This window comes from Kribbella sp. NPDC050281, assembly GCF_040655855.1.
Taxonomy (GTDB): Bacteria; Actinomycetota; Actinomycetes; order Propionibacteriales; family Kribbellaceae; genus Kribbella.
Genome location: NZ_JBFAKS010000031.1, coordinates 78,835 through 101,073 on the forward strand (window position 1 = coordinate 78,835; position 22,239 = coordinate 101,073).

The 22,239-nt window shown below is 68.8% G+C and carries 21 protein-coding genes; 10 read left to right on the plus strand and 11 right to left on the minus strand.

What is annotated here, in order from left to right; translation table 11 throughout:
- Positions 1-98 precede the first annotated feature (98 nt).
- Entirely contained in the window at positions 99-998 is a 900-nt protein-coding gene (locus AB0I34_RS29560) for a hypothetical protein (RefSeq protein WP_360451365.1), read from the plus strand.
- Between the two features lie 2 nt (positions 999-1,000).
- Here AB0I34_RS29560 and AB0I34_RS29565 read toward each other — a convergent pair whose 3' ends face one another.
- On the minus strand, positions 1,001-1,312 hold the full coding sequence (locus tag AB0I34_RS29565; protein ID WP_360451368.1) for a cupin domain-containing protein: 312 nt from the start codon (positions 1,310-1,312) through the stop codon (positions 1,001-1,003).
- A gap of 71 nt (positions 1,313-1,383) precedes the next feature.
- Between AB0I34_RS29565 and AB0I34_RS29570 the strand changes: the two genes are divergently transcribed.
- Positions 1,384-2,340 (plus strand): helix-turn-helix domain-containing protein, encoded by a 957-nt coding sequence (locus AB0I34_RS29570; RefSeq protein ID WP_360451370.1) that lies wholly within the window; start codon positions 1,384-1,386, stop codon positions 2,338-2,340.
- Here the strand turns inward: AB0I34_RS29570 and AB0I34_RS29575 are convergent.
- Positions 2,307-4,214 carry a glycosyl hydrolase family 18 protein gene (locus AB0I34_RS29575; protein ID WP_360451373.1) on the minus strand — a complete coding sequence of 636 codons (1,908 nt, stop codon included), beginning with the start codon at positions 4,212-4,214 and terminating at the stop codon, positions 2,307-2,309. The two genes, AB0I34_RS29570 and AB0I34_RS29575, sit on opposite strands and share 34 nt — an antisense overlap.
- Positions 4,215-4,321: 107 nt before the next feature.
- Here AB0I34_RS29575 and AB0I34_RS29580 point away from each other — a divergent pair, with 107 nt between their 5' ends.
- The 3 genes from AB0I34_RS29580 (at position 4,322) to AB0I34_RS29590 (ending at position 8,990) form a co-directional block, all read left to right on the plus strand.
- Entirely contained in the window at positions 4,322-4,759 is a 438-nt protein-coding gene (locus tag AB0I34_RS29580; protein ID WP_360451376.1) for a GNAT family N-acetyltransferase, read from the plus strand.
- 10 nt (positions 4,760-4,769) lie between these two features.
- On the plus strand, positions 4,770-5,480 hold the full coding sequence (locus AB0I34_RS29585) for a transporter substrate-binding domain-containing protein (RefSeq protein ID WP_360451379.1): 711 nt from the start codon (positions 4,770-4,772) through the stop codon (positions 5,478-5,480).
- Between the two features lie 171 nt (positions 5,481-5,651).
- The gene (locus AB0I34_RS29590) at positions 5,652-8,990 is read left to right on the plus strand and encodes a S8 family serine peptidase (RefSeq protein ID WP_360451382.1); all 3,339 of its coding nucleotides are present in this window, start codon (positions 5,652-5,654) and stop codon (positions 8,988-8,990) included.
- A 52-nt stretch (positions 8,991-9,042) separates the two neighbouring features.
- Here the strand turns inward: AB0I34_RS29590 and AB0I34_RS29595 are convergent, their stop codons facing one another.
- Positions 9,043-10,035 (minus strand): malate dehydrogenase, encoded by a 993-nt coding sequence (locus AB0I34_RS29595; RefSeq protein ID WP_360451385.1) that lies wholly within the window; start codon positions 10,033-10,035, stop codon positions 9,043-9,045.
- A 196-nt stretch (positions 10,036-10,231) separates the two neighbouring features.
- Between AB0I34_RS29595 and AB0I34_RS29600 the strand changes: the two genes are divergently transcribed.
- Together AB0I34_RS29600 and AB0I34_RS29605 are read left to right on the plus strand one after the other, a co-directional pair.
- The gene (locus AB0I34_RS29600; protein ID WP_360451388.1) at positions 10,232-11,374 is read left to right on the plus strand and encodes a glycerophosphodiester phosphodiesterase; all 1,143 of its coding nucleotides are present in this window, start codon (positions 10,232-10,234) and stop codon (positions 11,372-11,374) included.
- Between the two features lie 16 nt (positions 11,375-11,390).
- Positions 11,391-12,197: a fused MFS/spermidine synthase gene (locus AB0I34_RS29605; RefSeq protein ID WP_360451391.1), complete on the plus strand. Its 807-nt coding sequence runs from the start codon at positions 11,391-11,393 to the stop codon at positions 12,195-12,197.
- Here AB0I34_RS29605 and AB0I34_RS29610 read toward each other — a convergent pair.
- A complete protein-coding gene (locus AB0I34_RS29610; protein ID WP_360451394.1) occupies positions 12,160-12,678 on the minus strand; it encodes a helix-turn-helix transcriptional regulator in 519 nt (172 codons plus the stop codon). The genes AB0I34_RS29605 and AB0I34_RS29610 overlap by 38 nt on opposite strands.
- 77 nt (positions 12,679-12,755) lie before the next feature.
- Here AB0I34_RS29610 and AB0I34_RS29615 point away from each other — a divergent pair, with 77 nt between their 5' ends.
- Positions 12,756-13,619 (plus strand): MOSC N-terminal beta barrel domain-containing protein, encoded by an 864-nt coding sequence (locus tag AB0I34_RS29615; RefSeq protein WP_360451397.1) that lies wholly within the window; start codon positions 12,756-12,758, stop codon positions 13,617-13,619.
- A 211-nt stretch (positions 13,620-13,830) separates the two neighbouring features.
- On the opposite strand, the gene AB0I34_RS29620 is transcribed toward AB0I34_RS29615, so the two are convergent.
- The gene (locus AB0I34_RS29620; protein ID WP_360451400.1) at positions 13,831-14,604 is read right to left on the minus strand and encodes an MBL fold metallo-hydrolase; all 774 of its coding nucleotides are present in this window, start codon (positions 14,602-14,604) and stop codon (positions 13,831-13,833) included.
- 81 nt (positions 14,605-14,685) lie between these two features.
- Here AB0I34_RS29620 and AB0I34_RS29625 point away from each other — a divergent pair, with 81 nt between their 5' ends.
- Positions 14,686-15,624 carry a helix-turn-helix domain-containing protein gene (locus tag AB0I34_RS29625; RefSeq protein WP_360451403.1) on the plus strand — a complete coding sequence of 313 codons (939 nt, stop codon included), beginning with the start codon at positions 14,686-14,688 and terminating at the stop codon, positions 15,622-15,624.
- Positions 15,625-15,645: 21 nt separating this feature from the next.
- Here the strand turns inward: AB0I34_RS29625 and AB0I34_RS29630 are convergent, their stop codons facing one another.
- The 4 genes from AB0I34_RS29630 to AB0I34_RS29645 all read right to left on the minus strand — a co-directional run bounded on the left by AB0I34_RS29630 (position 15,646) and on the right by AB0I34_RS29645 (position 19,749).
- Positions 15,646-15,906, minus strand: coding sequence for a hypothetical protein (locus tag AB0I34_RS29630; protein ID WP_131352892.1), 261 nt, complete (start codon positions 15,904-15,906; stop codon positions 15,646-15,648).
- 78 nt (positions 15,907-15,984) lie between these two features.
- Entirely contained in the window at positions 15,985-18,030 is a 2,046-nt protein-coding gene (locus tag AB0I34_RS29635; RefSeq protein ID WP_360451406.1) for a CAP domain-containing protein, read from the minus strand.
- 190 nt (positions 18,031-18,220) lie between these two features.
- Entirely contained in the window at positions 18,221-19,027 is an 807-nt protein-coding gene (locus AB0I34_RS29640; protein WP_360451409.1) for a CAP domain-containing protein, read from the minus strand.
- A 347-nt stretch (positions 19,028-19,374) separates the two neighbouring features.
- Entirely contained in the window at positions 19,375-19,749 is a 375-nt protein-coding gene (locus tag AB0I34_RS29645; protein ID WP_360451412.1) for a CAP domain-containing protein, read from the minus strand.
- A gap of 13 nt (positions 19,750-19,762) precedes the next feature.
- Here AB0I34_RS29645 and AB0I34_RS29650 point away from each other — a divergent pair, with 13 nt between their 5' ends.
- Positions 19,763-20,227 carry a hypothetical protein gene (locus tag AB0I34_RS29650; RefSeq protein ID WP_360451415.1) on the plus strand — a complete coding sequence of 155 codons (465 nt, stop codon included), beginning with the start codon at positions 19,763-19,765 and terminating at the stop codon, positions 20,225-20,227.
- 25 nt (positions 20,228-20,252) lie between these two features.
- On the opposite strand, the gene AB0I34_RS29655 is transcribed toward AB0I34_RS29650, so the two are convergent.
- Complete coding sequence (locus AB0I34_RS29655; RefSeq protein ID WP_360451418.1) at positions 20,253-20,915, minus strand: GNAT family N-acetyltransferase; 663 nt, start codon at positions 20,913-20,915, stop codon at positions 20,253-20,255.
- 156 nt (positions 20,916-21,071) lie between these two features.
- Positions 21,072-22,202, minus strand: a complete 1,131-nt coding sequence (locus tag AB0I34_RS29660; RefSeq protein ID WP_360451421.1) for a GNAT family N-acetyltransferase — start codon at positions 22,200-22,202, stop codon at positions 21,072-21,074.
- Positions 22,203-22,239 lie beyond the last annotated feature (37 nt).

The following is a 22,239-nucleotide window of genomic DNA, read 5'->3' on the forward strand; positions in this document are numbered from 1 at the left end:
AACCTGAAACCCCGGTTCTACCTTCAAATGAAGGGGAAACGGGGATTTCAGGGGGCATCATGTCGCGTTTCCGGAAACTTGCGCTGATTGTGTCCGCGGTGGCACTGACCGTCGCCGCCGGTGCACCCTTCCCGGCCTCGATCCCGTTGCCGAACGACTTCCAGCCGGAAGGCATCGCCACCGGGCCCGGGGCAACGTTCTACGCCGGATCGCTCACCACGGGTGACATCTTCCGGGGCAGCCTGCGGACCGGCAAGGGTGCGATCTTCGTTGACGCGCCGCCGGGCCGCTCGGCCTCCGGGATGAAGGTCGAACGAGACGCGAAACGGCTGTGGGTGGCCGGCGGCGCGACCGGACATGCGTACGTGTACAGCACCCGCAGCGGCTCGACAATCAAGGATCTGGTGCTCGCCACCGGCGACAGCCTGATCAACGACGTCACGGTGACCGAGCATGCGGCGTACTTCACCGACACGTTCGCTCCAGTGATCTACAAGGTGCCGATCGGCCACCACGGCCGGATCGGCACGCCGCAGACGATTCCGCTCAGTGGGCCTGCCGCCGTGATGGGGGAGTTCCCCAATCTGAACGGGATCGGCGCACCCCGGAGCGGAAAGTGGCTGATCCTCGGGCGCTCGTCCCGCGGCGAGCTGTACCTGGTGAACCCGCGGACCGGTGCCAGCCGGACGATCGCGATCACCGGCGGCACCATCACCCCCGGTACACCGGACGGGATCCTGCTCGACGGCCGGACGCTGTGGGTGGTGGAGAACTTCGCTGAGCGGCTGGTCAAGATCAGGCTCAGTGGGGACCTGACCAGCGGCCGGATCACCGAGACCTTCACCAGCAAGCTGTTCCGCATCCCCACCACCGTGGCCAAGTCCGGCGACCGGCTCGCGCTGGTGAACGCCCGCTTCGATCTGGGCTTCCCACCGCCGTTCGGGCCGGGAGCACCAGCAGGCACCGACTTCGACGTGGTGCAGATCAACAAGCCCTGAGGTCAGCCCTCCGGGTAGAACAGGAACAGGGTGCAGCCCTTTTCCGACTGCGGCACATGGGACGACCCGGCCGGGGCATGGATGAACGAACCGGCCGGATAGTCGCGGATCCCGTCGTTGAACACACCATCGACGACGTAGACCTCCTCCGGTCCCGGGTCGTGTACGTCGATGCCCTCCCAGCAGGAGCCTGGGTCCATCCGGAGCACGTGCGCCGAGGCGACGCCGTTGGTCCACAGCGATCGCAGGCTGATTCCGGGGAACAGTTCACGGACCGGCGCGTCGTCGACCGACGCCCATTCGTAGTTCTGCATACCTACGATCCTGAGATATCCACAGGGATATCCCCAGTGTCTGGATAGTCTCGTTCAGGTACTTTTCTGTCATGAGTCCGCATCGCGTCGTCGCGCTGGTCTCGGCACCGCAGGGGAGCTTCGAGCTGGGCTGCGCGGCCGTCGTGTTCGGCAACGACCGGTACCGGTTCAGCGTGTGTACCGAGCGGCCGGGCGCGGTCCGGACGCTTGGAGGTTTCGACCTGCTGGTGACGTCCGGGTTGCGGGCGCTGGACCGCGCCGACACGATCGTCGTTCCGGGCTGGCTGCCGGTCGGCCGGATGCCGACCGACGCGGTGCTGCGCGCCTTGCGGCGGGCCCATCGACGTGGTGCCCGGCTGGTGAGCATCTGCTCGGGTGCGTTCGCGTTGGCGGCGACCGGTCTGCTCGACGGTCGCCGCATCACCACGCATTGGCGGCAATGCGACGTACTGCAGCAGCAGTTCCCCGCGGTCCGGGTGGATCCGGATGTGCTCTACATCGACCACGGTGACATCGCGACGAGCGCCGGCTCCGGTACCGGGATCGACCTGTGTCTCCATCTCGTCCGCAACGACCACGGCGCCGCGTACGCCGCTCAGATCGCGCGGACGATGGTGATGCCGCCGCACCGGGAGGGCGGCCAGGTCCAGTACCGGACCGACGACCGCCCACAGTCTCCCGATGCGTTGGGTGCCTTGCTGGACTGGGCGACCGAGCGACTCGCCGAGCCGATCACCGTGGACGACCTGGCCGCGCGGTTGAACGTGTCACCGCGGACACTCGCCCGACGCTTCGCGATCGAGCTCGGAGTGGCTCCGGGGCAGTGGCTGCTGGCGCAACGGATCGGCCGGACCCGTGCCCTGCTGGAGGAAACCGACCTCCCGATCGAGACCATCGCGACCCGCGTCGGCCTCTCATCGGCCACCAACCTGCGCCGCCGCTTCCACACCGCCGTCCGCACGACGCCCAGTGCCTACCGCCGAGCCTTCCGAGCTCAGAAGTCCCCGGAGTTGTCGAGGTCGATGTAGTAGCGGATCCGCGGGTCGTCCGGGTCGCCGCCGTACGCCTCGATGAAACGCCGAGCCGCGGGAGGGCCGCCGTACTGCGGATTGAGCTCGCCGGACAGGCTCTTGTACATCAGTGCGAGGTCTATGTAGCGGTCGCCGGTTCCGAGCCGGCTGAGGTCGAGGAGGCCGGTGAAGCGCAGCGTCTCGGGGTCGATGAAGACGTTCGGCGCCGCGTAGTCGCCATGGGTGACCATCTCCCGCTCACCCGGGAAGGGTGAGAGGAACGGGCAGTCGGGCAGTTCATGCAGCGCATGAAGGCCGTCCGCGATCGCGGTAAGGACGGCCGGCCGGTCGCGGGCCGGCCACGGCTGGGACGCGTCCCGACCGGGCAGCTCGCTGGTCAGCAGCCAGTTGTTGCCTCGATCAACGACTGTCGGACACGGGAAGCCGGTCGTGCCGAGCCAGGCCAACCGGTCGGCCTCGTCGTCGATGCCCGGACCTGCCTTGTAGAACAGGCGTTCCCGGCCTCGGTCGAGCCGTACGACGACTGCCTCGGAGTTGCCGAGATGGATCGGTTCGGCGCCGACGGCGCCGAACCCAAACACGAGGGAGTTAAGATACACACACCGAATATTTAGGTGCAACGCCGAGATCAGCTCCCCATTTCCGGTGTCGCCGTCGAGCGACCAGATCATCGCGCCACCCAGATCGCGCTTCGAGATGTACTGCGCCTTGCGCTTCATCTCCACCGGGTCGTCCCAGGTCCAGAACGTCGTACCGTCGAAGATCCAGGCGAAGCCGGCCTTGTTGTCGCGGTAGACGGTGTAGTTGGACAGCTGCGCCTTGAGATAGCGGTAGTCGTCCGTACCGGGCTCGAACGTGCCCGGTGCGGCGCCCGTCGAGGGCTGGAAGAGGCCGTGGTTCTGATCGGTCACGCCGGTCCAGCCGTGGGAGTAGAACGGCACGCCCATGACCAGTTGGCTCCGGGGTGCGCCCCGGGCCAGGTAGGCGTCGATCGTCACCTGCGAGCTGAACTCCGGTGTGGTCGGGTCACCCTTCGGTCCGTCGATCGCGGACTGCTGGTTCGTCAGCTGCTCCCACGGGCCGTGGTAGTCGTACCCCTGCGTCGTACCGAAGGTCAGGTCCTTGAACAGCTTGCGGACCTCGAACCCGTTGTCGATCATCGTCGGATTCGCCGGCAGGAACGCGGTCAGGTTGTAGCGGCCCTTGAACGGCCAGGACAACCGGTCGAGTTGGGTGCGGTACTCGTGGACCAGGGCGGTGAAGTTCTGCTTGTCCTCGGGCCGGATCACGTTGCCCGGGTTGCCCTCGCTGCCGGGCCACTCCCAGTCGAGATCGATCCCGTCGAAGACACCCTTGGCGGCACCCGCGGGCAGGCCGGGCAGGTTGCCCTTCAGCCACATGTCCACACAGGACTTCACATGCGCGGCCCGCGAGGCCGGCGTGAGTGCGGCGTCGGAGAAGTACTTCGAGCCGGTCCAGCCGCCGAGCGAGATGCTGATCCGCAGCTTCGGGTACTTCTTCTTGAGTTTCCTGAACTGGTTGAGGTTGCCGTTGAGCACCTGCCCCGGCTCGTCGGCCTGGCCGTCGACGCTCTGCTCGGCGCTGAACGGCCGCTGGTAGTCGGCCCACGCGTCGCTGCTCAGGCAGTTCCCGGCAGCGTCGACGAACCCGAACGCGTAGTTGATCTGGGTCAGCCGCGCGGCCGACCCGTTCTTGACCAGATCGCTGACCAGGAAGTTCCGGTCGTACCCGCTCCAGTTGGTGTAGTACCCCACCACCCGCTTGCTGTCGTGCGCCTCGGCCGGTACGGCGGCAATGCCCGCCATCCCGACCCCGGCCGCGACCAGCAACGCCACACTCCGACGTCTCATTCGACTCCCCACCTGGCGGTTCGAGGGACAAAGTGCGCTCACAGTAGGACTGTTCCGACGATTTACACAATGTCTCTACCAAAAAATCTCTGACCTAGAATTCGCGGATGATCAGACCCGCGACGGACGGCGACGCGGACGCGGTCACGACGATCGTGAAGACCGCGTTCGAGGGCTACATCCCGCGGATGGGCGTGGCCCCGATCCCGATGGTGATGGACTACCGCGCGGCCATCGCGGCCGGGAAGGTCTGGGTGGCCGGGGAGCCGATCGCGGGCCTCGTGGTGCTGGAGGACAAACCGGACTCGCTGCTGCTGGACGTGCTCGCCGTCTCGCCCGAGGCCCAGGGCCGCGGCATCGGCGCCGCCCTGCTGGCCTTCACCGAGTCCGAGGCAAGGGCTCGCGGCTTCGACCAGATCACCCTCTACACCAACGCCGCGATGACCGAGAACCTCGCCTACTACCCGCGCCACGGGTACGTCGAAACCGGCCGCGAGACCGTCGAGGACCGGCACCGCGTCTTCTTCCGCAAGGACCTCGCGTAGGGTCGCCGGCATGACGGACGTGCGTGCGGATCTGGCGCCTACGGGTGCGTTGCGGGCTTCGATCAACCTGGGCAACCCAGTGCTGGCGCAGGGGACTTCCGAGCAGCCGGGCGGGGTCACGGTGGACATCGCGCGGGAGATCGGGCGGCGGCTCGACGTACCAGTGGAGCTCGTCTGTTTCGACGCCGCGCGGAAGTCGTTCGAGGCGATGGCGACCGGCCAGGCGGACATCTGCTTCCTCGCCGTCGATCCCGCCCGGGCCACGGAGGTCGCGTTCACCGCGCCGTACGTCGTCATCGAGGGCGTTTTCGCCGTACCGCGAGACTCTGCCCTCACGACCGTCGACGAGGTGGACAGCCCAGGGGTCCGCATCGGCGTGAAACAGGGGTCGGCGTACGACCTCTACCTCACCCGGGAGTTGCGGAACGCAACCGTCGTCCGCGGCAACGAAGGTGTTGACGTGTTCCTCGCCGAAGGCCTCGAGGCCGCGGCCGGGATCCGGCAGCCGATCGCCAGGTTCGTTGCCGCCACCCCCGAGGTGCGGCTGATCGACCAACGATTCATGGAGATCCGGCAGGCCGTCGGCACCACGAAGAACCGCCGTCCGGAGACCGTTGCCTTCCTCCACGATCTGGTCGAGGACCTGAAGGCGAACGGATTCGTTGCCGACTCCCTCCTTCGGTCCGGGCAGCCCGACGCCTCGGTCGCTCCGCCCGCCTGACGCTCGGTGCCCGATCGGGCACCGGCCGGGCAGGTTGATGCCACGGCAGCCGATTCGCGAAACCATCCGGTACGGTCCGGACATCTAACGGTGTGTGGCTGATCGGCTCCGCTTCGTGAGGCGTGGTTGATCAGTCCGTCGTGAGGACAACCGAACGGGAGGGTCTCCATCGTGGTATCCACACCACGATCGAGGCGTATCGGCGTTGCCGCCGTCGCCTCGATCGCTGCCTTGGGTCTGGGGCTGTCCGGCCCAGCACAAGCATCAGCCGCTCCAGCACAACCACATCCCCTGGCCGCCAAGGCGACGGGCCATGCACCGGATCAGCGCGTCACACTGGTCACCGGCGACCGGATCACACTGTACGGCGGCGATCCGGGCCGCGCCTCGGTCGAGCCAGGCGCCGGCCGCCGCGGCATCGTCTTCTCGACGCAGCGCGTGCAGGACCATCTGTACGTCGTACCGTCCGACGTCCGCGAGCGGATCGCCCAGGGGCATCTGGACCGCCGGCTGTTCGACGTCACCGGCCTGATCAACGCGGGGTACGACGACAAGTCCACCGGCGCGATCCCATTGGTCGTGACGTACGCCGGTCAGGCGAAGACGCGATCCACCGCGCCCGGTGCGACGGTGACCCGCCAGCTGCCGGTCGTCAACGGCGCCGCGCTGAGGGTGGACAAGGCGAAGGCCGGTGCGTTCCTGGCCGGAGTCACCTCGACCCGTTCCACGGCCGGCGTCGACAAGATCTGGCTGGACGGCAAGCGTGAGATCAGCCTCGACCAGTCGGTGCCGCAGATCGGCGCACCGGCCGCGTGGCAGGCCGGCTACACCGGCAAGGGCATCTCGGTCGCCGTCCTCGACACCGGCATCGACACCTCGCACCCGGACCTGGCCACCCAGGTCGCGGGGGCGAAGGGCTTCACCGAGGAGCCGGCCGAGGACCTGGTCGGCCACGGCACCCACGTCGCGTCGACGATCGCCGGTACGGCGGCCGCGTCGGCCGGCAAGTACAAGGGTGTCGCGCCGGACGCGAAGCTGTACGACGGCAAGGTCTGCGAGCAGGGTGGCTGCACCGAGTCCGCGATCATCGGCGGGATGGAGTGGGCCGCGACCGAGGTGAAGGCCAAGATCGTCAACCTCAGCCTCGGTGGCACCGACACCCCGGACGTCGACCCGCTCGAGGAGGCCGTCAACCGGCTGACCGCGCAAACCGGCACCCTGTTCGTCATTGCTGCAGGCAACGACGGTCCCGGTGACAGCACCGTCGGTTCGCCGGGCAGTGCGGACGCCGCACTGACCGTCGGAGCCGTGGACAAGCAGGACAAGCTGGCCGAGTTCTCCAGCCGCGGTCCGCGGGTCGGCGACGGCGCGGTCAAGCCCGACGTCACCGCGCCCGGTGTCGCGATCGTCGCGGCGAAGGCGAAGAAGTCGATCATCGGTACGCCGGTCGGTGACCAGTACCTGATGCTCGACGGTACGTCGATGGCCACCCCGCACACCGCCGGCGCGGCCGCACTGCTGGCCCAGCAGCACCCGGCCTGGAAGGCCGCCGAGCTCAAGGGCGCGCTGATGGCGTCCGCGAAGCCTGCCGCCGACCAGACCGCGTTCGAGCAGGGCGCCGACCGGATCGACGTTGCCAAGGGCATCAAGCAGAGCGTGATCTCCGAGCCTGGCAGTCTCTCGTTCGGTACGGCGGTCTGGCCGCACAACGACGACTCCCCGGTCACCAAGACGCTGACCTACCGCAACCTCGGCGACAAGCCGGTGACCCTCGCCCTGACCTCGAGCCTGGTGGGTCCGGACGGGAACCCGGCCCCGGTGAGTGCGCTGGAGCTCAGCGCGGACAGCGTCACCGTGCCCGCCGGCGGCACCGCGTCGGTCCAGGCCACGTCGAACACGAACCACAGCGGCCCTGACGGCGGCTACTCCGGCCGGGTCACCGCGACCGCCGGCGACAGTTCGGTCGTGTCCGCGATCGGTGTGAACAAGGAGAAGGAGAGCTACGACCTGACGGTCAACGCGATCGGGCCGGACGGCAATCCGGCGCCGGTCAGCGGACTGGTGTTCGGGCTCGAGACCGATGTCTTCACCTTCCTCGACGACGCGAGCGGTACGGCGAAGATCCGGTTGCAGAAGGGTGAGTACGCCGTACAGGGCGACCAGTTCGTCCCGAAGCCGGGCGGAGACACCGGCGACTACTACTCCCTCGTCCAGCCGAGTGTGCAGCTGACCACGGCCACCACGGTGGTGCTGGATGCCCGGGCCGCCAAGGACATCAAGGTCACTGTGCCGCAAGCGGACGCGGCCGTCGCGGTCGCCGACATCGGGTACGACCGGACGGCTGCTGACGGGGTGCGCGGCCTTCTCTCGTCGGCGCTGTTGCTGGACTTCAATGGTGTGCACACCGCGCAGGTGGGTGAATCGCTGCCGCCGGAGCAGATGACCGGCCACGTGTCGTCGCAATGGGCGAAGCCGTCCGCGGACGGGTCGTTCGCCAAGTCGCCGTACCTGTACGCCGTGATGGACACGACGCCGGGCGGATTCCCGACCGGGCTCGACCGCAAGGTGGAGGCGAAGGACCTGGCCGTGGTGAACCAGTCCTTCAACGCCACCAGTGATCGCCAGGTCGAGCGGGTCGTGTTCGGTACGGCGCCGCACTCGAGCGGGGGCTGGGCGGTCGTGCTGCCGTACGACACCCCGGCGACGACGAAGCTGCTGCTCGAGGACAAGCCGGTCAGTTGGAGCTCGGAGATCAGCGAGGTCGTGCCGAGCACGGATCCGGAGGACCCGTTCCCGGTCACGGTCACCCGGCTGGCGTCGCCGGCCAAGGAGTACCAGGCCGGCAAGTCGTACGGGCAGCGGTTCAACTCGGCCGCCTTCTCGACCAGTCCGGCCTACGCCGGCCGGATCGAGAACGACCTGGTGGTCGCGGCGTACTCGCTGGCCGATGCCGACGGCAACACCGGCGCCACCCGGACGGACACCGAGTCGAGCAAGCTCAGCCGGGACGGTCAGGTCGTTGCTGAGTCGCCGTACTTCGGCTCGGCTGAGGTGACTGGATTGCCCGCCGGCCGGGCGACGTACACGCTGGAATCGTCGCTGACGCGGGAGACGTGGTCCACCTTCACGACCCGGATGGACTTCAGGTGGACGTTCTCCTCGGCCGCGACGGCCAAGGAGACGTTGCTGCCGCTGATCGGAGTGCGGTACCAGCCGACGGTCGACAACCACAACGTGGCCGCGCGCAGGCCGGTGACGGTCTTGCCGGTGGTCGTCGACGCACAGACGGGCGCGAGCCTGCCGGGGATCCGCAAGCTGGATCTGCAGGTGTCCGGTGACGACGGCAAGACCTGGCACAAGGCCGGCGTCGTACCGACCGGGAAGGGCACCTACAAGGCGATCTTCGCGACGCCGGCCGGTGCGAAGTCCGTCTCGCTGAAGGCCCACCTGGTCGATGCCGATGGCAACGTCACCGACCAGACTGTGATCGGCGCCTACCCGCTCGGCTGATGACGCTCGAAGGCCCCCGGGAAAACCCGGGGGCCTTCGTCCGTGCGGAGGATCAGCCCAGCAGGTTGAGTGCCTGGACCGCGTCGCGCTCTTCGGCCAGCTCGGAGGTGCTGGCGTCGATCCGGGCGCGGGAGAAGTCGTTGATCTCCAGGCCCTGGACGATCTCCCAGTTGCCGTCCTTGGTGGTCACCGGGAACGAGGAGATCAGGCCCTCGGGGACGCCGTACGAGCCGTCGGACACGACCGCCATCGACAACCAGTCGCCGTCGGTCGAGCCGCGCAGCCAGTCGCGGGTGTGGTCGATGGTGGCGGCCGCCGCCGACGCCGCCGAGGACGCGCCCCGGGCCTCGATGATCGCCGCGCCGCGCTTCTGCACGGTCGGGATGAAGTCGCTCTCCAGCCAGGTCTGGTCGTTGATCACCTCGGCCGCGTTCTTGCCGGCCACCTCCGCGTGGAAGATGTCCGGGTACTGGGTCGCCGAGTGGTTGCCCCAGATCGTCATCTTCTTCAGGTCGGTGACGTGGACGCCGGCCTTCTTCGCCAGCTGGGCCAGCGCGCGGTTGTGGTCCAGCCGGGTCAGCGCCGAGAACCGCTCGGCCGGGATGTCCGGCGCGTTGCTCTTCGCGATCAGCGCGTTGGTGTTGGCCGGGTTGCCGGTCACGCTGATCCGGACGTCGTCCGCGGCGTGGTCGTTCAGGGCCTTGCCCTGGACGGTGAAGATCGCGCCGTTGGCCTCCAGCAGGTCACCGCGCTCCATCCCCTTGGTCCGTGGTCGCGCTCCCACCAGCAGCGCGACGTTCACACCGTCGAAGACGACGTTCGGGTCGTCGCCGATCTCGATGCCCGCCAGTGCCGGGAACGCCGAGTCGTCGAGCTCCATCACCACACCCTCGAGCGCCTTCAGCGCCGGAGTGATCTCCAGCAGCCGCAGCTCGACCGGAGTGTCCGGCCCGAGCAGCGCGCCGCTCGCGATCCGGAACAGCAGGCTGTAGCCGATATTCCCGGCGGCTCCGGTAACGGCCACCTTCACCGGTGTAGTGCTCACGACACGCTCCTCGAACTGATTTGACTGTGTGCTTCGGACGCTAGCAAGCCGCGCGCCCCACTCCAACGCTGGGGCGTCGCCGACTTCCTCACATCTGTCTTCACCACCCCGACACCTGGCGTCCTCGGCGCGGCCCCCGCGATGTGGCTCCCCGACCTGAAGGTGTGTCCAATTCCTGACGTGTAAGGAGAAGCACATGAAGCGAACGGTGCTGCCCCGCCGATTCGTCCCTGTCGCCGCCTCGGCGCTCGCGGTGACCGCCGCGGTCCTGGTGCCGCAAGCGGTCCTGCAGTCGGCTCCGGCGGCCGATACCGCGGCGCAGTCGGCCGCCCGCCACCACGACGATTTCGTCATCGTCGGGCACCGGGGTGCCTCCGGCTACCGCCCGGAGCACACGCTGGCGTCGTACGAGCTGGCCGCCCGGATGGGAGCCGACTACATCGAGCCTGACCTCGTCGCCACCAAGGACCGCGTCCTGGTCGCCCGGCACGAGCCGGAGATCGGCGGTACGACGGATGTCGCGGCGCACCCGGAGTTCGTCGGCCGGAAGAAGACCAAGCTGCTCGACGGTGTCGCGGTGACCGGCTGGTTCACCGAGGACTTCACCCTCGCCGAGCTGCGGACGTTGCGGGCCAAGGAGCGGATTCCGGACGTCCGCCAGCACAACACGGTGTTCAACGGGCACTACCAGATCCCGACGTTCCAGGAGGTCATCGACCTGAGCCGCCGGCTGTCCAAGGAGCTCGGCCGCCCGATCGGCATCTACCCCGAGACCAAACACCCGACGTACTTCCAGCAGCAGGGCCTCGCGCTCGAGCCGGAGCTGGTCAAGGCGCTGGACCGCAACGGCCTGAACCGCAAGGACGCCAAGGTGTTCGTGCAGTCCTTCGAGGTGTCCAACCTCAAGGCCCTGCACAAGCAGTTGCAGGTCCCGCTGGTCCAGCTCACCAGTTCGTCCGGGGTGCCGTACGACTTCGTCGCCGCGGGAGACAAGCGCACGTACGCCGACATCGTCAGCCGGGACGGCCTGCGTGAGGTGGCGACGTACGCCGACGGGCTCGGTCCGTCGAAGGACCAGGTGATCCCGCTGGACGCGGCCGGCAAGCTCGGCAAACCGACGAGCCTGGTCGCGGACGCGCACCGCGCCGGTCTCGTCGTCCACCCGTACACCTTCCGGGTCGAGAACACCTTCCTGCCGACCGAGTTCGACAGCTCCACAGTGGCCACCGACTCGGGCAACCTGTTCGGCGAGATCGCGGCGTACCGCGAGGCCGGGATCGACGGGCTGTTCACCGACAACACCGACATCGCGGTGGCGCAGGAGAAGGAAGCCGGGTAGCTGAAAAGATGGGTGGGTGGAACGCAAGGTCGGATCCGGGACCGCGACCGTCGAGGCGGACGCCGATGGGACGTTCGTGCTGCGGGTCGACGGGTCGCTGCAGTCCCAGGTCGACCTTGCGGACCCCACCCACCTGTCGTTCGAGTACATGCGCCGGATCGGCGACGTGGTCGACGCCGTCGCGCCACGGCGCCAGCCGGTCGCGGTCGTCCACATCGGTGGGGCGGCGCTGAGCCTGCCGCGGTACGTCGCGAGCACCCGGGCACGGTCGCGGCAGATCGTCCTCGAACCCGACGAGGACCTGACCGAGTTCGTCCGGGAGGCGCTGCCGCTGCCGAAGCGCTCCGGCATCAAGGTGCGCGCCGTCACCGGCCGGGCCGGGATCACCCAGTTGTACGACGATTCGATGGACCTGCTGATCCTGGACGCGTTCGAACGCGAGGCGGTGCCGGCGAACCTTGTCACCAGCGAGTTCTTCACCGAGTGTGCGCGGGTGCTGCGGCCGACCGGCGTACTGGTCGCGAACCTGATCGACGGGTCGGCCGGGCTGCCGTTCATCCGCCGGGTCGTGGCGACTGTCCGCGGGGTGCTCGGCGACGGCGTCGTCCTCGCCGAGCGGAAAGTCCTGCGTGGCAAGGGGTTCGGCAACGTCATCCTGGTCGCGTCAGCACAGTCCGTGCCCGACCTGACCGCGGCCGGCCGACGGGCTCAGCCGCCGTACGACGTGATGCCGCTGAGCGAACTGGCCGGGAAGGCGGCGCCGCTCGTCGACGCGGAAGGGTTCGTCACGCCGCCGGCACCGCCGGGGACCTTCCGGAGCTGATCCGGTCGACGGCCTGCGCGACCGCCGCCCGCTCGGCGGGCGTCGCGCCGATCGCGCGCACCAGGTGGTCGAGTCGATCGCGACCGGCCAGACGCGTGCCCTGCAGCCACCCTTGAATGGTGGTGCGCGGGATGCCGGTCAATCGAGCCAGAGTCCGCAGCGATCGTGGCCGGGCCAGCGTGGCCAGAGCGCTACCCAGGTCTTCGAGTGTGGTGGCGAGCTGCAGCAGCCCGAGGACATCCTGCGGATCGCGGCCCGCGGTCTCCCAGTGACGCCGCCACACGGGCATGAGGTCGGGTGGGACGCCACAGCCGGTCAGGAACGCGGCCGTCACTTCCCAGGTCGGCAGCTGCTTGCCGCCGGCGGCGCGGACCAGGTGCGCGTGTGAGTAGTGCGCTCGCTCGGCCAGTTCGCGGTACGTCAGCCCGGCCTGTCGTCGTACCCGCTGCAGTGCCGCGGCGAAGGCTTCCACATCCTGCATTGCGACCTCCTCGCGATCAAACATAATCCAACATGAATGAACAGATCAAGTGACAGGAGTCAAGGTAGGCTTGGCCAATGTCCGTTGCGAAGGTCGCCGCTCTGGCCTACTACCCGGTGAAGGGTCTGTCCGGTGTGCCGGTGGAGCACGCCGAGGTGGGGCCGACCGGGCTCCGGCACGACCGGAACTTCATGCTGGTCGAGCCCGACGGCACGTTCCTGAGCCAGCGCAGCCTGCCCGCGATGGCGTCGCTGCGGGCCGAGATCCTCAGCGACGGTGACGCGCTCCGGTTGTCCGGCCCCGGCGTACCGGACGTCGAGGTCCAGGTCCGGTACGACGGGAAGCGGCGCGACGTCAGCCTGTTCGGGAAGTGGTTCGGGCAGGGCGTCGTCCAGGACCCGGCCGCGGACAGCTGGTTCACCGAACGGCTCGGCAGGCCGGCGGCGCTGGTCCGGGTCACGCCCGAGCACGAGCGGCCGGGCTGGGGTGTGCATCTGGGACAGACCGGGTTCGGCGACGCGCACGCGCTGATGATCACCTCGCTGTCCTCGCTCGACGGCCTGAACGAGCGGATCGTCGAGCGCGGTGGCGACGCGATCCCGATGAACCGCTTCCGCCCGAACGTCGTCGTGGCCGGCTGGCCCGAACCCCACACCGAGGACAAGGTGCTGCGGATGTCGGCCGGCTCGGTCGAGATCGGGTACTCGGCACGCTCGATCCGGTGCGCGGTTCCGACCGTTGACCAGGCGACGGGCGAGAAGCGCGGGCCGGAGCCGACCCGGACGCTGGCGACGTACCGGCGCCAGCCTGACTACGGCGGCGGCGTCAGCTTCGGCATGAAGGCCGCAGTACTTGCCGAGGGCACCCTTCACGTGGGTGATGAGATCTTGGTACACGAATGGATCCCGGCCGGGGCGGACCCGGCGCGGACCGAGCGGTAGCGTCCGAGACTCCACCCGACAGCGGGGGGGAGTCGTGCGCAACGCCGATGGCAGGACGTGGTCCGGGCGGGAGAGCGTCACCTTGTAGCTCGATGGGTTATTGGGGAGCGCATCGGTCGTCGTACGCGACGTATGCCTACACCTATGGCTCGTGCATGCTGCATGAGTTGGAGCGGCCGTCAGTTCGACGGACCTGACGTCGTTCTGGAGATCACACGCCGTCGGTTAGCGCCGTCGCGACGCCTTGATCCAGGACGCGCAGACGGTCACTCAGTCCCGCGGCTGTGAACGCCGCCGTCAACTTGTCGGGGCCTTCGGAGAAGTGCGCCCAGCCCTCGGTGTGGACTGGGACGATGACCGAAGGGTCAAGGAGATGCGCGGCCTCGACCGCGGCCTCCGTCGTCAGCGTCAGGGGTGCTCCATCCAGGAGCGCCGTACGTGCTGCGCCGGCGAAGAGGACGGCGACGTCGAACGGGCCGAAGCGGTCGGCGATCTGCTTCACCAGATCCACCGAGGCGTTGTCTCCCGACACGTAGACGGTCGGCAGACCTTCGCCGCTGAGCACGAAGCCGGTGACGACTCCCGTGACCGCCTCCGCGCCCTCAGGACCGTGCAAGGCGGGTACGCCGGTCACCGTCAGCACGCCGCCGCCCGGTCGCTGCAGGTCGTACGGCTCCCAGTTCGCCAGACCGTGGACACCGGGGATCCGGGTGGCCGCATCCGGAGTCGACAGGACCGCGGGGATCGACGGCAGCAGCGCGCGGCCGGCGTCGTCCAGGTTGTCCTTGTGCTGGTCGTGCGACAGCAGGACGGCATCGATCGTCCCGAGCTCCGCGGCCGGCACCGCCGGACCAGTCAGCTTGGTCATCACCCGCCCGCCCGGCAGTTCGTAGTCTTGGGGCTCGTCGAAGGCGGGATCGGTCAGCAGGTTCAGCCCACCGAGGCTGATCAGGGCGGTCGGGCCGCCGATGTGCGTGATCTTCATACCTCGATCTTCCGGCGCGTCTGCGTGGTCCACCATTGGCCCGCGAGCCACAGTTCCTGAAGATCGGGCCATACTGGTTCCATGCATACAGTCGCCGTCCTCGCGTACGACGGGATGAGCCCGTTCCATCTATCCGTGCCCTGCCTGGTCCTCGGCGACCGCCAGGGTGCGCAGGGTCAGTACGACGTACTGGTCTGCGCCGAGGAGCCGGGGCAGCTGCGGACCAACGCGGGCTTCGGGATCACGGTCGAGTGCGGGCTCGAGGTGATGGATCGGGCGGATGTGGTGATCCTGCCGAGTTGGGATCCGGACCGCGAACCGTCCGCCGTACTGCTCGACTCCATCCGGCGGGCGCATGCGCGCGGTGCCACTGTGGTCGGGCTGTGCATCGGGGCGTTCCTGGTCGCCGCCAGCGGGATCGCGGACGGCCGGGAGATCGTGACGCATTGGCGATGGGCGGATCGGCTGCAGGAGCGGTACCCGGGCATCACGGTGCGCGCCGACGTGCTGTGGTCGGATCTGGGGGATTTGCTGACGTCCGCCGGGACGGCCGCGTCGCTTGACTGCTGCCTGCATCTGGTGCGCACCCACCACGGTGTCGAGTTGGCCGAGCGGTTGGCCCGGAGCATCGTGGTGGCGCCGCATCGCAGTGGTTCGCAGGCGCAGTACATCCCGGTCCCGGTGCCGCCGGATCCCAGTGACGACGTCATCGAGAAGGCGATGGTCTGGGCTCGTGCTCGGCTGGATCAGCCGGTGTCGCTTGATGAATGGGCGGGTGCGGTTGCGCTGTCGCGGCGTACCTTCACGCGGCAGTTCCGCGCGCGGACCGGTAGCTCGGGGCAGGCGTGGCTACTGCGGCAGCGGCTGGATCGGGCCAGGTTGTTGCTCGAGACCACCGATCACCCGGTCGAACGGATCGCCACCGACAGCGGCTTCGGCAGCAGCGCAGCCCTCCGGCACCACTTCCACACCATCCTCGGCACAACCCCCCAACGCCACCGCCAGGACTTCGCCGTCTGACCCCGCTCGTGGAGGGGAGGGTCAGAGGATGAGGAGAAGCATGTAGAGGGCGGGGGCGGCGAACGTGATGAGGAGGATCCAGGCGATCATCCGGTGCCGGGGCTTGTCGCGATCCAGCGACGAGGCGAAGTACAGTACGGCGCCTTCCTCGGTGTGCCGGCTCAGGCCCATCCGCCGTGCTTCCTCGGGCCGCGGATCCGGGCGCTCGTCCGCGAGCGCGTCCGGCGGGATTCCGAAGTGCGCGGGCCGGGCTGGGTCCAGATCATCACGTTCCCCGTACATCCGGCCTCCCGCAGGGTTGGTGGACCATGAGTCGTTCTTACATGGTCGCACCAACAACCTACGAAATCCGCGTGCGTCTTACGAGAAGTCGGCCACCCAGGCGTTCCGGGGGGTCTTGCCGGTGCCGGTGATGGCGCACACGAAGCCGGTGCAGTGCGGTGTCGAGCCGTAGCCGACGCCCAGCGTCTTGTGGCCGCAGTTCAGGATCGTCTTCGAGCTCTGCGACATCATCTGGTTGAAGGCGTCCTGGGCGCTCCACCGGTCGCCACCTGCCGCGCTCATCGAGCCGTTGCTGTCGTTGACCGAACCCGAGTCGGAGTTGCTGATCGCGTCGTCCCGAGCGGCGCTGGTGATGTTGCTGTCGCGCTTGAGTGGCGCACAACCGTTGTTCTGGCGGGCGTTGTCGATCATGGTGAACAGCGGCAGTTCGTCCGAGGTCATGCTGCCGTCATCCGGCGGTGGTGGGGGCGGGTTCTGCGTTGCCGGGGGTTCGGACGGGGACGTGGTGGTCGGGCGGTCGTCGGGGGTGGCGGTGGGGTCCGTCGTACGACCCTCGGTCGGGCTCGCGGTCTGGCGATCGGTGGGCTCGGTGGTCGACGGCGTGGTGCTGGGAGTCGCCGAGTCCGTGGGGGTGGGAGTCGCTGACGGCGGGACCGTCGGCGTAGCCGTCGGGGTCGGTGGTGCGACGACCGGCTTGGTCGTCGGCGTGATGTAGGTGTCGTCGGTCCGGGTGACGATCGGGATCGACGCGTCGGCCTGGTCGTTCTGCGGCTGGTGCAGCAGGATCCAGGAGATCGGGGTGATCACCAGCATCACGGACGCGACCGCGATCAACGAACGCCGTCCTCGGGCAGCCTTCCCGGCCGCCGCCGCACGAGCCGCACTCCGCGACCCGCCGCGCCCGCCACCGGAACCACCGGCGCCGCCGAGACGACGCTCAGCGCCGGAACCACTCGCGTCGCGGTCCGCGGTCCGCTTGTTCCCCGCTCCGCTCCGAGCGCCGAGCTCAGCCCCCGTCGTACCAGCGCCAGATCCAGCGCCCACAGACTCGCCGGCCCCAAGCCGGCTTGTTGTGTCCGCAGGACCAGTAGCGCCACCAAGCCCGGTAGCGCCGGTCCGCGACCCACCGAGTCCGGTGGAGCCGGTCCGAGGGCTGGTTCCGAGGTGCGCGGTCCCGGTGGCGGTCAGGGTCCCGAACTCGTTCCCGATCCCGGTAGGACCCGCGGTCCGAGCCTCGTACTCCGACCCGCTCGTGCCGCCGCTCCGGGCGCCGTACTCCACGCCGGCTCCGGACATGCCGCCGCTCGGGGCGCCGTACTCCGTCCCCGTCGGGCTGCCGGTTCGGCCGTACTCCGTCCCGGTCGTGCTGCTGCCCCGGGCGGTGGAGTCCGTGCCAGTTGTGTCGCTGGAACCGGTGGGCTTCGTGCCGCCCGAGTCCACTCGGGAGGTGAAGTCCCAGGCAGATGCCGGGGTTCCGCCCGAGCGTCCTTCGTCGGGGTTGGTGAAGTCCCAGGCGGAGGCGGCCGTGCCGGCGGGTGGTTCCGAGGCGCGGGCGTCGGCTTGGGATGCGAAGTCCCACGCCGAGGCCGGAGTACCCGAGGCTTGTCCGCGGTCGCGGGACTCCGCCTGTGCGGCGAAGTCCCAGGCGGATGCGGCGGTCCCGGCCGTGCGTCCGCTGGATTCGGACGAGGTCCTGGGGGCTGCCACCCGGCGCGCGTTGTACTGCGGGGTGTCCGAGGACGCCGGCCGGCGGGCCGCACGTCGGGCTCCGCTCTCGGTCGATGCCTCGTCATCCTGCGCACCGGCCGTCGACTGGGTGACCCACGAAGGAGAGCCGGCCGCCCGCGTGCCCGAGCCACTGAACCCCGGCTGTGACGACCCGCCGAAGCCCGACTCGGGCGAGTTGAATCCTGAGGAGCGCGGGGCGTACTGCGGGGTGGTGTCGGGGCCGGACCACAGGGGTGCGTCGTCGGTCGGGCGAGGTGCGTACCGCGGTGGTTCGGGAGGGGCCGGCGGGGTGGTGTTCTCCGCCGGGGTGGACCGGTTGGACCGGGCTGATCGCGAGGAGGCGCGGGTCGCCTTCCTGCGTGGCTTGTACCGGCCGCTGCCGCCGGACTCGGACATTATGTCGTTGTTCCCTTCACTGTCGCCCCAAGACGTGCCTCGTCAGTCGTCTCACCGGAGCCCCCCAGGACGGACCGGCGACCTGACAAGAACGGACCTACCCGCAGTGACCGGCCCTGAACCGGCCGGACATTGTGACCGTGAGACAACGTCTCCGCCACACTCTGTGTTTTCCACACAATGACAGCCCTCAGCTCCGGCCGAAGTCCTGGACCCAGCTGCCCGGGCCCCAGTCGGACCGGACCTGACCCGAGTCGTAGCCGATGCCGATCGAGGTGAACCGGCAGTTCAGGATGTTCTTGCGGTGCCCGTCGCTCTGCATCCAGGCAGCGACGACCTTCTGTGCGGTGGAGTAGCCGGCGGCGATGTTCTCGCCCCAGCTGGAACCGCGGTACCCGGCGGCCGCCATCCGGTCGCCCGGATCCTGGCCGTCGGGGTTGGTGTGGTCCATGTAGTGCCGGCGGACCATGTCGGATGCGTGCCGACCGGCCGCGTTGACCAGTGCGCTGTCCAGCCGGAGCGGACCGCAGCCTTGCTGCTGCCGGATCTGGTTGGTCAGGTTCAGCACCTCACGCTCCTGCGAGTTGGTGCCGCCACCTCCGGGCGGCGGGTCGCTCGGTGCCGGGTCCGTGGTGACTGTCCTAGTCGGCGTACTGCGGCTGGGCCGCGGCTTCGGCCGGTCGCTGCCGTTCGTGGTCCGCGGTGGTGCCGGGGTCACCGTCACCGTCGTGACCGGGTCGGTCGGCATGGTGAGACCGTCCGTGGGGGTGGTGCTCGGGGTGCCGCTGGTCTGCGGCGTGTCCGACGACGTCGTGGTCGACGCGGCCGCACCAAGAATCGGGGGGACGATGGTGGTCGCGCCGTTCGGCAGGGTCTTGGTCACAGTGATACCCGGCGTCCCCGGCCGGGCGTCGTCGCCCGTGGAGTCCTGCCGGGTGTCCTCGGAGACGTTCAGAACCTTGGTCGCGTCCTCGACCGTGGAGGGGTCGCGTGACATCAGCCAGACCACCGGGCCGATCGCGAGCAGAACCGACAGGGCGCTGACGGTCGGGCCGATCAGGCCGCGACTACGCCGGGGCGCACGTCGGGTTCCGCGGTGTCGCCGGGGGGGAGGCGAGTCCGTCATGGGTGGGCGAGTCCTCTTCGTCTTTCGTCGTACCGAGTACTTCGTCGTTCCCCTCGGGTCCAGCCAGGTCCCCCCTGGTGTCAGGCAGTGACCCTAACCGATCAGATAGGTCACCGTTACAGATCCGCGATCCCTCTTAACGATTCCTGAAGGTTGGCGGAAACCGATTTCCCACCGACTCGCCCACGAGCCGGTGGCAACGATGTGAACGGTGCGGATCAGCCGCCGAAATCCTGTACCCAGGCGCCGTTCGACCAGTCCGGTTTGACCTGGCCGGAGTCGTATCCGACGCCGAGCCACTTGTAGGTGCAGTTGAGGATGTTCTCCTTGTGGCCGGGGCTGTTCATCCAGCCCTTCACCACCGCCGCGGCACTGGAGTAGCCGACGGCGATGTTCTCGGCCATCGCACCGCCGCTGTAGCCGGCCGCCTTCATCCGGTCGAACGGACTACGGCCGTCCAGGCTGTCGTGCGCGAAGTAGTGCTTGTCGACCATGTCGGACGCGTGCGCCTCGGCGGCCCTGGACAGTGCACTGTTCATCCGCAGCGGCCCGCAGCCGGCCTTCGCCCGCTCGTCGTTGGTGAGCGACAGCACCTGTGCCTCGGCAGTGCCCGATCCACCGGACGGCTTGGTCGTCGTCCTGGTAGGCCTCGGAGTAGACGTGTGGCTCGGCTCCGGCGCCGGCTTCCGGGTGGCGTCGCGGCTGGGCTCCGTACTCCTCCGGGTCGGCGTCGGTGTCGGGCTCTTGGTCTTCGGCCGCGTCGGCGTCGCTTTCGGCGGCGTCGGCGTCGGACTCGGTGTGTACGCCGGAGTGCTCGGGCTGATCGGCGTCGACGAGGCGTCGTCGGTGATCGAGGGGATCGGCTGCTCCTGGCTGGTCGGCCTGCCCGAACCGGTGTCCCGCAGCACGAACCACCCGATGCCCGTCAGCAGGACCAGGGCGGACAGAGACGCGAGGATGGGACCGGCCACTCCGCTACCAAGCGACCGTTTGTGGTTCGTCATGGTGTGCAGCCTTGCCCACGGCGGTACGGCGTCACTCCCGCCCCAGCCGCACTTCACGAAGCTTTGACAAACTCATGCGTTTGAACGCAGGGTCAGCGAGAGCGGGCGATGATGATGTCCGCCACGACCTTCCACCCCAGGCTGCGGTACAGCCGCAGGCCGTCGATGGACGCGATCAGGATGCCGCGCTTGGCGCCCTGGGCCGCAGCCGTCTCGACCAGCGAAGCCATCACCGCACTACCGAGACCGCGCCGTCGATGCGCCGGATCGGTCTCGATCCGGTCCGCCACGGCGTCCGCGCCGACCACCGCCATCCGCCCGCTCGACACCACGCCGCCGTGCAGGGTGGCGCGGGTGATGATCAGGTCGGACTCGAGCTCGGTGTGCAGGGCATAGCGTTCGTGCAGCTTCAGCGCCGGCTGCTCCGACAACTGGATCGTCATCAGCCAGTCCTGGTCCTGCTGGACCTCGAGGCCGAGATCCTCGAGCTGCTCGATCCGGGCCTCTTTGTCGTCGGTGGCCAGCGTGATCCAGCCCGCCCCGCGACCACCGCCCTCGGCCAGAGCCAGCTCGGCCGCGCGTTCGACGCGTTCCGGTTTGTCGTCGGCATCCAGGACGACGTACTCCATCGCGCGGTTCTCCTCACCCGCGCGGACGGTCAAGATGCCGTCGTTGTCGTCCTCCACAGTGGTCCAGCCCCGCGAGACTGACCACCCGGCCTGCCAGCGGCGGACCAGCTCCTCACGATCTCTCACCCGTCGATTCAAGCAGCCAGATGCCGAGACGGCGAGGGGAAACGGTGTGGTCTGGCACCAACTGGCCGTACTCCGCCGATTTCGGGCGGTGACCACTACCGCCCGGACCGGTGAGTCCGCAAGTCCTGGGTCCGTCCGATTCCGGCCGTACGGCGGTCAGCCCGGCAGCCGCTCCGACGCGAGCAGGTCGAAGCCGAAGTGGTCGACGTACGTCCCGTCCCGGCGTGCCGCCGCCTGCCGCATCCGGGCGAACTGGGTGAAGCCGTTGACCTCGGCAACGTGCGCCGACGCGCTGTTGCCCTCGGCAGCCAACAGGACCAGGCGGCGCCGGCCCAGACCGCCTTCGGCCACAGGCTTGAAGGCGTGGTCGACCAGCAGTCCGACCGCGGTCGACATCACCTTCCGTCCACGCGCGTCCGGGTGCATCCAGTACCCGATCTCGCCCACGGTTTTGTCCATCCGGGTGCTCATCCCGAAGATGCTGACGCACCCCAGCAGTTCGTCGGTCTCCTGGTCGGCGACCGCCCACGAGATCCCGTTGCCCGACGCCAGGTTGTCCTGCCGGTTCCGCATGAAGCCGTGCGCGTCCCCGAGCGTGTACGGCGACGGCAGATCGGCCAGCCAGTACTGCGTCCTCTCGTCGCTGCATGCCTCGACGATCCGCTCGGCATCCGACGACCGGAACGGGCGCAGCCGCAGACCATTGCCTTCGAGCACTGCCACATCCCACCAGATGCCGTGCGGCCCTAGTTCGTCGTCCCGCCCGACCGAGGCGATCCACTCGTCATACCGCACACCACGCGACCGCCCACCCCCTGGTACGACGACCACGCCGTGGAAGCCGGCCTTCCACGCAACCCGGCGCGACGCCCAGTTGCCGGTGAAGGCCCGCCAGATCACGCGGTCCCAGCCGAGGACGTCGAACGCGTGCCGGACGGTCAGCTTCAGCGCCCGGGTCATCACCCCGGCGCCGCGGACCTCCGGTGTCACACCGAACCCGACCTCGCCGACCCCGCCCTCACCGTCGCGCAGGTCGATGGTCCCGGCGTACCGGCCGTCGTACTCGATCGCCCAGGCCCACATGGTGCCGTCGCGCCAGCCGTCCGGGATGAGTTCGGTCAGGTAGTTGACCGCGTGCTCGCGCAGGTAGGGGACCGGAATCGTGGTCCACCGCTGCATCACCGGGTCCTGGCACATCTGGTAGACGGACTCGATGTCGTCGGCCGTGTGCGCGCGCAGGGTCACCACGCCATCGGTCAGGACCGGAACATCCTCGGGAAATCGCATACTTCAGGGTGACAAGGTGTCATCGTCGCGGCAATGC